We start from the raw sequence: 14,396 nt of genomic DNA on the forward strand, positions 1-14,396 counted from the left end.
TTTATGCCATCTTGATATCGTGTAATAATTTTTCCATGTCCAGCAGCTCGGAGCAGGTTACTACGGAACTCATGCTCACGCCAAGTATGCCGTGCATGTTCAGGTTCTGCCCGGTGAGGAACAGGTTGTTCAGCTTCGTCCGGGAAGAGATGAAGGTACGCAAAGGATCGTTACTGTCCTTCAGCACACCGTACATCGAGCCGTCCGACGTGCCGATGTAATCGCGGAAAGACAACGGCGTGGCCACGTAATAGCTCTGTATGCACTGCCTGATCACGGGGAAACGTTTCTCTACGATGTCCAGCAGTTTCTCTGCTTTTTCTTTTTTGAATGCCTCATAATCCGCGCCACGGTCGCTTTCCCGGGAAACGGTGTTGAACGTGTCTATCCAGGGCGCAACGTCTTTGATGTTCATGTACGCCATAATAGAAAGGCCGTTGGCAAAACGGTGATCTTTCGCATCGGGAGAAATGAACATGGCATAACCGGTGGGCCAGGTTTCTTCCGTATAGTCATGCCCACCCCAAACGCTCTCCACACCGTGGTAGTAGTAGTTGTAATTCATATGTGGGAACATGCCCGGCTTCAGCACGGCGTTCAGCATAAGGGTGGAGTTGCCGTTCTCCAGCGATTTGATGCGGGAGCGGTAAGCCTGGCGGATCACGTCGGCCTCCAGCATGTCCAGCGTGTTGGCCGGGTGAACGTTGGAAATGAAGTGTTTGCCCGTATATTGCTGTCCTGTAGCGGTTTCTACGAACTTCACGTCATGGCCTTCCGCAACGATGCGTTTCACTTCCTGGTGTTTGATGAGCGTGCCGCCGTTCTCAAGGATCACGCGGCCCAGCCACTTGCCGATCTGCGACCCGCCGTTCACGCATTTCCAGGAGCTTTCGATGTAGCTGTTCAGCACCAGCGCATGCACGTACATCGGCGTTTTGCTTTCCACACCTGCATATAGCGGGTTGTTGGCCGCCAGCACCTGCGTAAGGCGGCGGTTGGAGCTGAGGCTGTTGATATATTCGGCGGCATTGATGCTGAGCACGGATTCCTTTTCGTCGAAGCCGCCCATGCGCAGGTTGTACAGCGGGAACTTGGTGCAGATGTATTGCAGCATTTCGCAATATTCACGCAGGGCCTTTTCTTCACCGGGGAAATCTTTCAGCAGCCCTTCTATGAAAAGCTCGTATCCCTGCGCCATTTTGTATTCCTTGTTATCCCCCGCAAACGCGATGCGGTCGAAACAATCCATGTCCAGCCGCTTCAGATTGAGCTTTTCCATGATGCCCAGGTATTTGAATATCTGGTACATGTTCTGCCCCGGCTCCAGCCCGCCCACGTAATGAACGCCGGAATCGAAAATGGTCCGGTCGCGGGTAAACGTTTGCAGGCATCCGCCTATCTGTTTGTTTTTTTCCAGTACACACACTTTGTAGCCGTTCTTGCTGAGGATCGCCCCACAGGTTAAGCCGCCCAGGCCACTGCCAATGATCACTACATCGTAATTATGCATATTGCTCGCTGAATGAATGTTTGATAATGAAAATAACATTGGAAGTGAACTTCGTGTTATCGATCTGTTCCACGGTACCCCCGCTTTTCTCCACGATGCTGCGCAGGGTGGACGAAGAAAAGAAAGACAGCTTATTGCCTGTTTTGTTGAAACCCAGCAAACGTGTGCTGAAAAGTTCAGTTAAACGGGTGCCTTTATGCCTTTCGGTAAGGTCTGCATCGCCGTCCCGCACGATGATCACGCCGCCGGGATTCAGTTTTTGCAGGCACTGGCGGATCAGCTTTTCCTGCGCTTCGGGCTGCAGGTAATGCAACACGTCCAGTATCACGAATGCGTCCTGGTGCGGGAGCTGGTACTGTGTGATGTCTGCCGCTTCAAAGCGCACATGTTCGTTGCGGATGTAACAATGCTGCGCGGTAGCGATCTTATCTTCGTCGTAATCCACGCCCAGCATGGTTCTTTCAGGGCTCAGGAAGTGCAGCATATAGCTCATGAAACCGTAGCCGCAGCCAATGTCCATGATGTTCCCTTTCGCGGGCAGTAGTTCATGAAAAAGCGCGTAATTGTTTTCCAGCTTCGTTTTGATGCGCATGTACCATTCCAGCACAGGCCCTTTGTAAAGATACTGGTACACCAGCTGCTCGCGCCACCAGGCGGGCGTTTCGATGGACTTCCGCATCTGCTCGTACTCCTGCCTGAAATAACGGCTCACGAGCTTGGTGCGCGTGCTGTAATTATCGCCCCAGCGGGTATCGTCAGGTTTTATGCGTGGTAATATTTTTTGTGAAATGGTGCCGTTCTTGAGCAGGAAGTCGCCTTTAGACATCGTGTAGGCGGTACCGTGAAGCACCACGGGAATAATATCCAGGTTCAGTTCTTCCGCCAGGTAGAAAGCGCCTTTATGAAAACGTTTGATGCTGGCGTCGGTGGAACGGGTGCCTTCGGGATAGATGACGATGGAATAACCATGCTCCACCCTGTCTCGTAGCTTATCAATGCTGGCTTCCGCGCCTTCGGCCACGGGATAATAGTCCGCCATCTTCACCACGTAGCCGAACAGCGGCGAGTTGTATACCCATTGATTGGTGAGCAACACCACGTTGGGCGTCATGGCGGTAGACATCAGGATGTCCAGGAACGATTGGTGGTTGCTGATGATCACCGCGGGTTTCTTAAAATCTTCCCCGGAAGTGTTGATCGTCACCTTTTTGATGTTGCCCATGATGTGCAGCAGGCTCCACGTGAACTTGGACAATATCCAGTGATAGATCTTCTTTCCTTTTTCGAGATGGATGAAGTTGATGCGGGTCAGTATCACACCGATCACCGTCAGCAAAATGGCGCCCACCGTGTAATAGGTAAAAGCGAACATAGACTTGGACCAGCTCCAAAGCGTCCATGGTGGGCGCTTCCCTTTGTTTACGCGGTTGGTGATCAGGAAGTTAAAAAAGAAAGGAATGAGCACCTGCGAAGTAACTACTACGCAGCTGATCCCGATCACCGCTATCAGCGCGATGGAACGCAGGGAGGGATGTTGCGCGAAAATAAGCACGCCCAGCCCCAGTATGGTGGTGATGGCGGAGAAAAAGATGGAAGATTTAAAAGACGGCAGATGTTTGCTGCCGGTCTTGTATTCCTGTTGCAGCCCGTCCATCGTGAAAATGCTGTAATCGTCGCCCAGGCCGAAAATGAAGGTGGAGAGGATGATATTGACAATATTGAACGGTATGCCGAAAAGGCCCATGATGCCGAGTATCCAGACCCAGCTGATGAGCATGGGAATGAAGGTGATGAGCGCAAGTTCTATCCTGCCGTAAGACAGCAGCAGCGCGAAGAACACGAGCAGGGAGGTCATCCATGCTATCGTATTGAATTCCTCTTTGATCAGCTCAGCCAGGCGGTTGGCGGTGTATTGTTTGTCTATCACTACGGTGCCCGGTTGTTTTTCCAGGGCTGCGTACACCACTGCTTTCCGGGCCGGGTCCACCTTCAGCAGGCTGGAAACGGAAGCGGATTGCGGCTTCAGCGTCACCAGGTCGTTGATCATGTTCACTTCCAGCAGCGCTGACTTTTCAGGGGAGATCACCCCGTAATCTTTTGTGATCAATTGTTCGAACGGGTCGAAGGCCGTGGGTTTGAATTTGTATACCTGTCCTTCCGCCCGCAGTTGCTGCATCAGCCTTTGCTGTTTCTCCGGCGTCCAGTAAGCTTTCCAGCGGGCGATCCTTTCAGCCTGTTCCTTTTCAGACAGCAACAGCCCGCCGGTACCGGCTACTTTTTTGATAGCGCCGGTCCGGATAAGGCGCTGCAACACGGTGTCCGCCTGTTCGCGGTGCCGCAGGGCTTCGTCCAGGTCCTTGCCTTCAGACAGCATGTAGACGCTCTGCGCGGTGTACGCATTCAGCCGGTTCAATTGTTCTTCCGCTTTCTTCAAATGCTCCGGCATGAAGTTCATCCGCATCATATCGCTTTCGAACGTCACCTTTTTGGCGGAGAAAAAGAACACGACCGTGAGCAGCAGGATGCCGCCAACGAGGTATTTATTACGCTCAGGCCGCCACTGGCTCAGCCTGTCGATGATGTTATGATGAGGCGCTTTCTCCTGTGCGGGCCTGCCAAGCACGATCAGGTGCGGCAGGATGATGAGGGAAAACAGCGAAGCGCCAATGAGGCTGAATGCGGCAAACAGTCCAACGTCTTGCAGCATGGGCGATTTCACGAATTGCAGGCAGAGAAAACCGCCCACGGTCGTGAAGCTGCCCACTGTCATGGGCATGGCCAGGTCGCGGATCACCTGCCGGATGTCCGGCAAATGACGGTAGTGGTTGAACACGTGCAGGGAATAATTCACGGCAATGCCCAGCACCACGCAGCCAGCGCCCAGCGCGATCACGGAAATGCCGCCTTGTACGAGGTATACCATGGCTACGGAGAACACCGCGCCAAACACAACAGGCAGCATCACCAATAACGGCGCGCGTTTTCGCCTGAAGAACAGCGCGATCAGCACGATCAGCAGCAGCACGGTAATGCCTTGCGTGAGATAAGTATCCTGGCGCAGCTGCATGGCGTTGCCGACGGATACCGCCGTTGCGCCGAAATAGCTGATGCCGGTGGTTTTGTGAACCATTTGCACAGTGTCTATCCAATGGTCAAGGTTACCAAGGAATTCTTTGTTTTTCCCCGTTTCATTCGGCGGATGCACGGGCGTGATGAACAACAGGATGTTGCGATGATCTTTGCTCATCACAAACCCGTCGTACAGCTCAAACTGGTCGTCTACCTGCAAAGCCTGCAACTTCTTAACGCCCAGCCATGAAATACCCACAGGGTCCGCCTGTATCACCTGTTTCAACACCATGCCCGCAGGCGAGATCAATGTATTGTAATTCGATTCAACCGTTTGCTTTATTTTTTCCGGGGCAGTCAGCGAATCGATCTGCGCATAATCTTTTTCTTCAAGGAAAACCGGCAGATGCTTCTGCACGGTGCTCACCAGGCCCATGATCATCCCGTCGTCCGACTGGCCCTGCACGGCTTTGATATCTGCCGCCAGCTGTTCATTCTGCAGCCCGGCAAGGAATTCCTGCGCCGTGGCGGTAAGGCTGTCCGGCTCCGCCTGCGCGGTGGTATCTTTCTGCGACACCATGATCACCAGCTTGTCTGCAAACTTCGAGTTCTGTAGGAACTGGCTCAGCCGGTCAATTTTTTTATCCCTGGGAAGGATGCGGGTGATATCTTCTTCCAGCTTTACCTGCGAGGCCAGCACGCCGGCCACGGCAAACAAAGCCAGCGTAAACAGCCACAGCAGCCATTTACGGGCGTTAAAAAAATTATAGATGGATATAAAGAATGTTCCCATGGTCAATATTACTGGTTAACCGCCACGCGTTTTTTCCGGAAAACAGACAGCAGCAGGTACGTTACCGTTCCCGCCAGCAGCCCCGCGATCACGGCCAGCGTAATGGCGCCGGTGACGTACTGGAACAGGTTCTGCCGCATAGATTCGATCGTAAGGTCTTTGCTGAAGATCACCCAGGTAGCGTCTTCCGCCACATATATGCGCCCGGTGACGAAGCTCAGGTAAATGATGAGCGGGATCATCGGCGGGATGCTGATATTCGCCGCAATGATCACCAGCGCCTTGTTCAGCCGCCACAAAGCAGCCAGCGCAAGCGCCACCAGCATCTGGAACCCCCAGATCGGCACGATGCCCATGAACACGCCGAAGCCGATGGACAGGGCTTTGCGGCCGTTCGTTTCTTCCGGGCTCATCAGCAGGTTCCTCAGCACCTGTTTCAGACCGCCTTTGGAAAACAATAACCGGATAAAGTTGCGGGGATGGATGTAGAGGAACGCAATCGTTACAAGCACCGTATTCAGCACGCTGATGCGCGAAAAGTCGCGGAAGGGCCTGAAATGGGAAACCCTTTCTTCTGCGGGCGGGTAATACACCTGCACGGGCACCCAGTCTACTTTAATGCCTTTCCAGGAGCTTCTCACCAGCACTTCTATCTCGAACTCGTACTTCCGGCAGGCAAACCGCATCTTCTTCATGGCATGGAGCGGGTACAGGCGGTAACCGGATTGCGTGTCCGGCCCTTTGAGGCCTGTTTCCACGTAGAACCAGAAGTTGGAGAATTTGTTGGCAAACGTATTCTTACCCGGCATATTCTCCTGCTGCAAATTTCTTGCACCGATGAGAATGGCCCGGGGCTCGGTCTTTAATCTTTTAAGGAAAACGGGGAGGTCGCTGGCAAAATGCTGCCCGTCCGCATCGATCGTGATGGCATAGTCGTAACCCTGTTCTATGGCGTATTTGAAGCCGCGGCGCAGCGCGATGCCTTTGCCCTGGTTAGGCAGGTACGATACGACTGACACCTGCGGGAAAGCGGCCAGCACGTCTGCGGTATGGTCGGTAGCACCGTCGTTCACCACGATCACGTGGCTGGTATAGGATAGCACGTTCCGCAATACATCGCCGAGGGTCCCGGCGTTGTTGTAGGTGGGCACCAGCACGCAGATCTTGCCGGTGCTGAATTGCGGTTCGTATGTTGGCAAAGGTTCCATTTATTTAAATCGTCCCTGGAATTTCAGGAAAACGGTTGCATCGTGTTTTATGACTGCAGTGGTTTTGTAAGCAGCATCGTCTGCCGCCCAGGTGATCTCCACCGTTACTTGCGGCGCCTGCCTCGGGTCTATCATGTTGAGGAATTTCATATTGGAGGCTTTCTCCACCAGCAGTTCCTTGCCCACAGCGGCAGACAGCAGTTCCTGGATGGTCTGCATCATGCAAACCCCCGGCACTACCGGCTGGTCAGGGAAGTGGCCTTCGAAGATCGGGTGGGCGGCGTTCCAGGCAATAACAGTGTGAACGGACTGTGCGTCCGGCTGTTGTTGGGAAACGATTGTAAAAAATTTTCCTGTTAACATTATTTTTCCACTCGTTGTGATGAAATCGTGAATTTAACTTTTTTATGCTGCACCAGCAGGCTGTCCGGCACGCCGTTGCGGTAATGCGTCATGAAAGCCTCCACCACCGGCTTGCGCCTGGAGCCGTTCTCTACGCGCAGCAGCGTTTGGCAATCCTTGTCGGTGATGTAGTAGATGTTCCCTTTCGGAAGATCAAATGCGGTATACCGTTGGCCGTCCATCGTGTATACCGTTGCCGCCGCCGGGTTCTGGCGCATGAGGATCATTTCGAAATCTTTCTTCAGCGTTTTCACCACCGCTTTTTTATCCATCTTAGGCAGCATGTAATGTTTGGTAAAACTGCCGTCCCTGCTGAATTCGAAATCAAAGAACTTCATGCCCATCTCGCTCATGAACACTACGCGCATGCTGCTGTCTTCCATGGGTTTGAAATACAGCAGGCCCGACAAATGATGCTGCAATATATCCACCTGCGTGGCATACAGCACGGGCTGTTCTATTTTCGGCCGGAAGCGCTCCATGCAAACGGCTGCATCGCCTTCGCTGCGCTGCAGCCCGCGGTACGCGGATGTGCAGGAGGCCAGCATGACCAGCAACAGGCTATTTAAGAGCAAAAATCTCATCAGCGATGGGAACGTTTGTTTCTTTCTGGTTAAAACTGATGATGGTATCGTCTCCCGAACGCTCGTGCATCGTGATCTTTATGACAGAGAGGTCCTTTTTATCCACCAGCAGGTCGATGGAAGCAAAGAAGTCTTTCATGCCTTTACTCACCGGCGTCATCTGCAACAAATAATACTGGGCATTTTCCTGCACTTTCGTAGCAAAATCGTTATTCCCCAGCACGTTGCCCTGCACACAGTCTGCTGTAATCTTGCTGATCTGCTCGAATAATTTATTGCCGCTGGTTGAAATGTTTTTGTCTGTCCTGGCGTCTTTGATGCGGAAGTTCTTCCCGTTGATCACCATCAGGTAATACGAAGGGCTGCTGTACTCCATCCGCACCTTATTTTCTTTCTTGAACCAGAACTTGCCTTTGCTCACTATTTTGTCGGACAGCAGGCTGAGGTGTTTCTCCTGCACAAAATCGCTTTTAATGCTGTTCGTTTGCTGTGCGGCTTTGGCGAACTGCTGCCTGAACTGCTCCATATTGCCCACAGGCTTAAAACCCGTTTGGGCGGCGGCGTTCAGGGCCACAAAACAACAACACAATAAGATCCATTTACGCATATGCCGGTATATTTAAAAGTTCATCGATCCGTTTAATGGCGAAACCTTCCCTCCGCAGTTTCTTGATCAGCGCGGGCAGGATGTTGGCCGTAGCCTCGCTGGTGTCGTGGAAAAGGAATATGTCTCCCGCCTGTATATTTTTTGTGACGCGCTCGAACAGTTCGTCGTCGTCTTTGATCATCGTATCCAGCGAGCGGATGCTCCAGCCCACCGAAATAAGGTCGAACTTGGCTACGGCCTTTGCCAGCATGGGATTTGTAACACCATACGGCGGGCGGAAAAGCCGGGGCGTTTCTCCTATCGCCTGTTTGATCTCTTCATTCGCCTTTTGCAGGTCTTCCTTCATTTTGAAGGTGGGATACAGGTCGAAAAGCGTGTGATGGGAGTAGCTGTGATTGCCTACCAGGTGGCCTTCCGCATGTATCCTGCGAAGCAGTTCAGGCTCGGCGGCAACGCGGTGGCCGATGCAAAAAAAAGCGGCAGGCACCTGGTGCTGCCGGAGAATGTCCAATATCTTCGGGGTATATTTTTGAACAGGACCGTCGTCGAAAGAAAGCGCAACCGCTTTTTCTTTAGTATCGGCCCTGCACAATGTTTTGATGAAATAATTCGAATCCACGCGGCTCGCACCCCAGGCCGAAAAGCCTGTCACCACGGCCAGTGGCAGGAATATTACCCAGAATGGGGCATACCCCATCCTGTACTGGTACAGCAGCACAAAAAAGACCAGCAGGCCCAGGTATGTAACCCAGTCTCTCAGCATGCGCTTAATAAAATGAGTGAATGATGTTTACCGTTCGCGTGATTCCAGATCAGTATCTTTTTCGGCGCAGCCGGCTCTTCGTCTTTGAACATGGCGGCGGCGGGTACTGTGCCGTTCTTCAATATCCCCGTTCCCATCCACATGGCGAAGGCCGCAGCAGTCGGGTATTCGCCGCATAGGTGCTTGAAAGCCGCTACGGGTATACCTTTGAAAAGTTTTTCTTCCACAGGTGCATAGTAGCTGTCGTTCTTCACATCGCCGTTCCTGCCTGTTATCAACAAGTCCGGCTTACCGTGGCGTTCCAGGAATTTTGCGATATGTGTTGTCGTTTCTTCTGCTGAAGATGGATTGTATAACATATCCACCGCCGTCAGTTCAGCGATGGAATTTTGTTTCTTCTCCGCGCCCAGCACAAAAAACGCGGCGCCTTCTCCCGCGATGGTGCCCTGGGTATTGGAATGCAGCAGCCCGCTGGTAGCCGCATCTTTATACAACCTGAAGCGGGAAAGAATGCTATGGGAATAATCGGTGATCTCGTCTACCGCGCCGGCCAATATCTGTTTGGCAGGGTCTTCGGCCAGCAAAAGCAAACTGTCCTGCAAGGCGTTTTCCAGCGAAAAGGCGCCGTGCACGAAAGTATTGTTATAAGCATGGCAGCCCAGCATCAGCGCGATCTGCCCGCTTACGGTATTGTGCGTGCTTTGAATGAAAGCCGTGGGTGTAAGCATGTCTTCGTGCTGCGTGACGAGTTTGTTGAGGAACACGCCTGTGTCTGCCAGGCAACCGTATGCAGTGCCCATCACAATCGCGTCGGGCATGGCAAGGTTTGCGTTTTGTAAACTGATGTGCGAAGCAGCCACTCCCATCTTGATCACGCGGCCCATCCGGCGGATCTGTTTGATGTCGATCCACTGTTTGTAATCCGGGTCCGCCACAGGTAAACGGTTCCCCTCGTGCTCCCGGACAGTTCCGGAGAACAGGGCGTTATCCTGGGCGGATACACAACCGGCGCCTTGTATGTATGCTTGCATATGCTTCATTCCTTTGAAAATACCAGGCTCGAGCAGTTGCCGCCGAAGCCGAATGAGTTAGACATCACGTGCCGCAGCGCATTGCCTTTCGAAAAGGCTGTTACGGGGCTGAACGGGATCTCTTTCATTTGCGTGGTAAAGTTTGCGTTCGGGTAAATGATGCCTTCGCGGAGGGCCCAGGCGGAAAATACCGCTTCGATGCCGCCGCTGGCGCCCAGCGTATGCCCTGTAAAGCTTTTGGTGGAGCTTGCGGGCGGGTATGCGGGCGCAAAAAGCCTTTCCACCGCCAGCCCTTCAGAACTGTCGTTGTTCTGCGTGCCGGTGCCGTGAAGATTGATGTAGCCGATCTCAGAAGGCGCTACCCCGCTCATTTCCAGCGCTCCCTTCATGGCTTTGAAATTGCCGATGCCTTCAGGCGAGGAAGCGGTTTGATGATACGCGTCGTTCGCATTGGCGAAGCCGCTGAGCCTGCACCAGGGTTTGATATTTTCCGCTATCTCATCGCTCACGAGCACAACGTACCCCGCGCCTTCGCCGAGGTTGAGCCCGGTGCGGGTATCGTCGAAGGGGCGGCAGGCCTGCTGATCCAGGATCATGAGGGTATTGAAACCGTTGAGGGTAAAGCGCGTGAGCGAATCAGTGCCCCCGGCGATCACCACGTCGAGCATACCTGCACGGATCATGCGCGCGCCGTACATGAGCGCATTTGCGCCGGATGAGCAGGCGGTGCTGATGGTGGATACATGATGCCGGATGCCCAGCGCGTCTGCCACCAGCTCGGTCACTGCGCCGCATTCGTGATGCACCACTTCGCGCAGGCGGCCTTTGGAAGCGTCTTCCAGGAAGGCTTTCATGAAGTCCTCCGTTTTATCCATGCCGCCTACGGTGTTGGCAGACACAAAGCCGGCGCGGTATTGGGCAATATCTCCCAATCCTGCGCTCTGCCAGGCTTCTTTGGCGGCGATCATACTCAGCAGAGCGGTCCTGCTCCAATGCGCAGGCATGCCGGCCTTTTCAGCCAGCTCCGCATTGCCGGCCTTCACTTCCACTACCGGGAAAGTGTTGGCATGCACGGACTGCAGGTGCTCCATCTTGCGCATCCCCGGCTGCATTTTTTCAAATGCAGCAATGCACTGGCCAAGATCATGGCCAATGCCGGAAATAACGCCGCCGCCTGCTATCCATACGTTTCCGCTCATGCGGTCTTGTTTTGCTCCGCAGTAATATATTCAGCCATGGTGCGAACGGAATAAAAAATATTCGGCCCGTCCTCGGGTTTGGCGATACGGATGTTGTGATGCTGCTGCAGCAAAACGATCAGCTCCAATGCATCGATAGAATCCAGTCCCAGCCCTTCTTTGAACAAAGGCTGGTCATTCCCGATGTCTTCCGGTTTTACTTCCTGCAAATTCAATTGCTGAATGATCTGGGCTTTCAGATCTGCCATCAACTTTTCCATATATGTTATCTGTACAATTTTTCAACTTCTCCCGCGGTGAACGGCAAGGCCATGCCGCGGCTGTTTTTTTCAACGAGGAAGAGCGCAGCTTCATAACCGGCATGGTATTGCTCTACCCAGCCGCAGATGCAGGCGTTGATAGCGCCTGTTTCCAGCAGTTGCCGCACGTATCCTGTTATAAATTCAATATCGAAATGATCGTCGATAAAGAATGCGTTCTCGCCCTTGAACCCGTGGCGTATGCTGATCTCCCCGATCACGATGTTGGGGAGGGTGTATACGAACAGGGCCGGGCTGGCTATTTCGCTGACGGTCTCATAATAACGTTCGTCCGTATCCAGGCTGCTGCTGGTGTTGGCCAGCACTACGCCTGTTTCTTCCGGGGCGTACATATCCATCGGCATATCCTGCAGCAGTATTTCCGTAGCGGCCCAGCCCAGTTTGCTGAGCAGGTCCATCTTGTGGAACTTCGGGTACTGGCCGCTGTAGCGGTCGTACAGGCTGCGCAGGAACCCGGGCAGGTCGGTATCTTTTGATTCAAATACCGTGCTGCCGTTCCGTATCACTGCATGATCACGGATCACGCAGGCCGAGGTGATATATGCGCCGTTGCTGCTCACGCCGTCGGGTTTAATTTATCGGTCAGTTCAATGAGGCGCGCCAGCCTTTTGAGCGCATCTTCATGGCTTTTCACGTAAGGATTGCTTTCGTCCCACACGTAACCGGCCAGTACGGAGCAGATCTGCTGTTTGATCAGCGGGTCCGGGTTCCTGCTGAAGAAAATAGTATCCAGCGTGCCTTCATACCAGGCCATCACGTAGGAGCGGAACACGTTCACACCCTGCATGGTGGGTTCCATGTATTCTTTTTCCCAATCCACCGCTTCGCCCTTCAGCCTCCTGATCACCAGCTTCGCGGCTGTTTGCGAGGAAACGGTAGCCAAAGTTACGCCGGATGAGAAGATCGGGTCCAGGAATTCCGTGACGTTGCCGGTAAGCACAAATCCCTCGCCATAAAATTTATCGGTGGTGGCGCTCCAGGCTTCCAGCTTGCGCGGTTCGAACACCAGGGGCACATCTTTGAAACGTTCTTTCGTATACGGCTCTGAATCGAGCATGGCCCGGAACTGCTCTTCCGGCGAGCCGCTGAAGCGGTCGTGGAAAGTATGGTCGCCCACGAACCCCACGGACGTTACACCGGTGGAGAACGGAATGATCCAGATCCAGACGCCTTTTTCATGCACAACGGCGGTGATGCGGTTGGGCTCGTCTGCCATAGAACGGCGGATGTCGTCCGTATGTGCGAAAAGCGCTTTGCGCGGCTGGAGAACGGATTGTTTTTCCAGGTTAAAGAGTTTGGGGATCACACGGCCGTAACCGCTGCCATCCACTATAAAACGGGCTTCTATCTGTTTTTTATTGCCGTGGATATCTTCTACGGTTGTTACGGAATCAGAACCTGAAAACTGAATGCCTGTTACGGTTGTTTCATATTCCACTGGCACGCCCATCTTTTGTACGGTATCGGCGAGGGTGAGATCGAAATCCGCGCGGGGCACCTGCCAGGTCCAGGTCCACCCTGGTGTATGCTGTTCTTCAAAGGTGAAATCGCAGACCTTGCCGTTCTTGACGAACTTGGCGCCGAATTTCTTCTGGAAACCGCGCTCGGAAACGGCGTCTATAAAACCTGCTTCGGTAAGGGCATCCATGCAGCGGGGTAAAAGGCTTTCGCCGATCACGAAACGGGGGAATTTCAGTTTTTCAACGATCTTAACTGAATAACCGGCTTTGTTGATTATGGATGCGGCCACCGTTCCGGCAGGGCCGGCGCCGATTACAAGTACATCCACCTTTTCAGTTTGCATATTAAAGGGTTTAAATTTTCTTAAGCTTTCACGCAACGCAGCAGGGTGTAGCTCAGCCCTACATTGTTGTTCTCCATCACTACCTCCAGCCCCGCAGCGCGGATGCAGGCGAAGAAATCGTCTGTATGGTACATCTGGCTGTTGCCGTTGGCAATGGCGGTGAAGTAAAGGGATGTTTGCTGTAAACAGAAAGCAGCTGATTTGAACTGCTGTTTGTTCCAGAAAGGTTCGAGGATGAAAACGCTGCCGCCTTCGTTCAGCGCTTCGCGGCAACGGCGCAGGATGCTGATGATCTCGGCTTCGGAGAAGCAGTCCAGGAACTGGCTCATCCAGATCACGTCGAAACCTTTTGCGAAGGGCAGGCTTTCGTCGAGGATGTTCGTTTCGAAAAATGAAACACGGTCCTGTAAACCGGCTTCATTGATATTTTTCCTCGCCACATTTACCTGCACGGGCAGGTCCATGATGGTGATATGTACATCCGGGTCGTGTTTGGCGCAGGCCATGGACCATTTGCCGGTATTGCCGCCAATGTCCAGCAGCGATTTCGGTTTATGCTCAAATACGATGGGCAATACGCCGGGAAAAGCGAGATCGGAATAGTAGTGGTCAAAATTGAACCAGCTGGTGCGGGAAGGCTCCGGGAGGATGGAAAGGCCCTGGTAGATGGTTTCCCAGGGGCCCAGCTCCTGCAGGCCGCGGGGTTTGCCTTCGGTAAGACTATCCTGCAGATGATACATGGCTTTGTAACATACATCATGCGAGAAGTCCATATTAATGCGGGTCAATGTATCGCTGAGGATGAAGAACCCTGTTTTGGTAAGTGTGTATCTTTTATCGTTCACCACCAGCATTTCGAGGCCCAGGCCGGCTTCCAGCAATACGCGGGCGGAGTAGCGCGAAAGTTTCACGTGCTCCAGTATCTCTTCGATGGTAACGCCGTTCATGCCGCTGTCTGCCACTACCTGGAGTATGCCCAGGTCTCGCAGCGCTTTGGATGCCTGGAAGGCTATCGGCGCGAATGCCAGCCAGAGCGCCTGTTCTTTAGCCTGTAATGCGGTTTTTGTTTCCTTGGTAAAAAAATTCATTGGTGATCTGCTTTTTTA

The 14,396-nt window shown here is 53.1% G+C and carries 13 protein-coding genes; all 13 read right to left on the reverse strand.

The window, feature by feature from the left end; translation table 11 throughout:
• Position 1: 1 nt before the first annotated feature.
• The 13 genes from R3I13_RS14385 to R3I13_RS14445 are packed head-to-tail and all read right to left on the reverse strand — an operon-like array spanning position 2 to position 14,378.
• Positions 2–1,510: an NAD(P)/FAD-dependent oxidoreductase gene (locus tag R3I13_RS14385; RefSeq protein WP_346318661.1), complete on the reverse strand. Its 1,509-nt coding sequence runs from the start codon at positions 1,508–1,510 to the stop codon at positions 2–4.
• Entirely contained in the window at positions 1,503–5,372 is a 3,870-nt protein-coding gene (locus tag R3I13_RS14390) for a 1-acyl-sn-glycerol-3-phosphate acyltransferase (RefSeq protein ID WP_346318662.1), read from the reverse strand. The genes R3I13_RS14385 and R3I13_RS14390 overlap by 8 nt, the downstream gene beginning before the upstream one ends.
• Positions 5,373–5,380: 8 nt before the next feature.
• Positions 5,381–6,571 (reverse strand): DUF2062 domain-containing protein, encoded by a 1,191-nt coding sequence (locus tag R3I13_RS14395; RefSeq protein WP_346318663.1) that lies wholly within the window; start codon positions 6,569–6,571, stop codon positions 5,381–5,383.
• Positions 6,572–6,580: 9 nt separating this feature from the next.
• Positions 6,581–6,943, reverse strand: a complete 363-nt coding sequence (locus tag R3I13_RS14400) for a 3-hydroxyacyl-ACP dehydratase (protein ID WP_346318664.1) — start codon at positions 6,941–6,943, stop codon at positions 6,581–6,583.
• Positions 6,943–7,566, reverse strand: coding sequence for a hypothetical protein (locus R3I13_RS14405; protein WP_346318665.1), 624 nt, complete (start codon positions 7,564–7,566; stop codon positions 6,943–6,945). The genes R3I13_RS14400 and R3I13_RS14405 overlap by 1 nt, the downstream gene beginning before the upstream one ends.
• The gene (locus tag R3I13_RS14410) at positions 7,544–8,173 is read right to left on the reverse strand and encodes an outer membrane lipoprotein carrier protein LolA (protein ID WP_346318666.1); all 630 of its coding nucleotides are present in this window, start codon (positions 8,171–8,173) and stop codon (positions 7,544–7,546) included. The genes R3I13_RS14405 and R3I13_RS14410 overlap by 23 nt, the downstream gene beginning before the upstream one ends.
• Positions 8,166–8,936 (reverse strand): polysaccharide deacetylase family protein, encoded by a 771-nt coding sequence (locus R3I13_RS14415; RefSeq protein ID WP_346318667.1) that lies wholly within the window; start codon positions 8,934–8,936, stop codon positions 8,166–8,168. The genes R3I13_RS14410 and R3I13_RS14415 overlap by 8 nt, the downstream gene beginning before the upstream one ends.
• Positions 8,930–9,967 carry a beta-ketoacyl synthase chain length factor gene (locus tag R3I13_RS14420; protein ID WP_346318668.1) on the reverse strand — a complete coding sequence of 346 codons (1,038 nt, stop codon included), beginning with the start codon at positions 9,965–9,967 and terminating at the stop codon, positions 8,930–8,932. Before R3I13_RS14420 ends, R3I13_RS14415 begins: the two co-directional genes overlap by 7 nt.
• Positions 9,968–9,972: 5 nt before the next feature.
• Entirely contained in the window at positions 9,973–11,166 is a 1,194-nt protein-coding gene (locus R3I13_RS14425; protein ID WP_346318669.1) for a beta-ketoacyl-[acyl-carrier-protein] synthase family protein, read from the reverse strand.
• Positions 11,163–11,426, reverse strand: coding sequence for a phosphopantetheine-binding protein (locus tag R3I13_RS14430; RefSeq protein ID WP_346318670.1), 264 nt, complete (start codon positions 11,424–11,426; stop codon positions 11,163–11,165). The genes R3I13_RS14425 and R3I13_RS14430 overlap by 4 nt, the downstream gene beginning before the upstream one ends.
• Before the next feature lie 5 nt (positions 11,427–11,431).
• A complete protein-coding gene (locus R3I13_RS14435; protein ID WP_346318671.1) occupies positions 11,432–12,046 on the reverse strand; it encodes a hypothetical protein in 615 nt (204 codons plus the stop codon).
• Positions 12,043–13,290, reverse strand: coding sequence for an NAD(P)/FAD-dependent oxidoreductase (locus R3I13_RS14440; protein ID WP_346318672.1), 1,248 nt, complete (start codon positions 13,288–13,290; stop codon positions 12,043–12,045). Before R3I13_RS14440 ends, R3I13_RS14435 begins: the two co-directional genes overlap by 4 nt.
• A gap of 20 nt (positions 13,291–13,310) precedes the next feature.
• Positions 13,311–14,378, reverse strand: a complete 1,068-nt coding sequence (locus R3I13_RS14445; protein ID WP_346318673.1) for a class I SAM-dependent methyltransferase — start codon at positions 14,376–14,378, stop codon at positions 13,311–13,313.
• Between the last annotated feature and the right edge of the window lie 18 nt (positions 14,379–14,396).

It is taken from the genome of Chitinophaga sp. YIM B06452, from assembly GCF_039655965.1.
Lineage (GTDB): Bacteria > Bacteroidota > Bacteroidia > Chitinophagales > Chitinophagaceae > Chitinophaga.

Bases quoted from the DNA above. Each gene is read 5' to 3' on its own strand.
- R3I13_RS14385 (WP_346318661.1), bottom strand. From the start codon at position 1,510: ATGCATAATTACGATGTAGTGATCATTGGCAGTGGCCTGGGCGGCTTA.
- R3I13_RS14390 (WP_346318662.1), bottom strand. From the start codon at position 5,372: ATGGGAACATTCTTTATATCCATCTATAATTTTTTTAACGCCCGTAAA.
- R3I13_RS14400 (WP_346318664.1), bottom strand. From the start codon at position 6,943: ATGTTAACAGGAAAATTTTTTACAATCGTTTCCCAACAACAGCCGGAC.
- R3I13_RS14405 (WP_346318665.1), bottom strand. From the start codon at position 7,566: ATGAGATTTTTGCTCTTAAATAGCCTGTTGCTGGTCATGCTGGCCTCC.
- R3I13_RS14410 (WP_346318666.1), bottom strand. From the start codon at position 8,173: ATGCGTAAATGGATCTTATTGTGTTGTTGTTTTGTGGCCCTGAACGCC.
- R3I13_RS14415 (WP_346318667.1), bottom strand. From the start codon at position 8,936: ATGCTGAGAGACTGGGTTACATACCTGGGCCTGCTGGTCTTTTTTGTG.
- R3I13_RS14420 (WP_346318668.1), bottom strand. From the start codon at position 9,967: ATGCAAGCATACATACAAGGCGCCGGTTGTGTATCCGCCCAGGATAAC.
- R3I13_RS14425 (WP_346318669.1), bottom strand. From the start codon at position 11,166: ATGAGCGGAAACGTATGGATAGCAGGCGGCGGCGTTATTTCCGGCATT.
- R3I13_RS14430 (WP_346318670.1), bottom strand. From the start codon at position 11,426: ATGGAAAAGTTGATGGCAGATCTGAAAGCCCAGATCATTCAGCAATTG.
- R3I13_RS14440 (WP_346318672.1), bottom strand. From the start codon at position 13,290: ATGCAAACTGAAAAGGTGGATGTACTTGTAATCGGCGCCGGCCCTGCC.
- R3I13_RS14445 (WP_346318673.1), bottom strand. From the start codon at position 14,378: ATGAATTTTTTTACCAAGGAAACAAAAACCGCATTACAGGCTAAAGAA.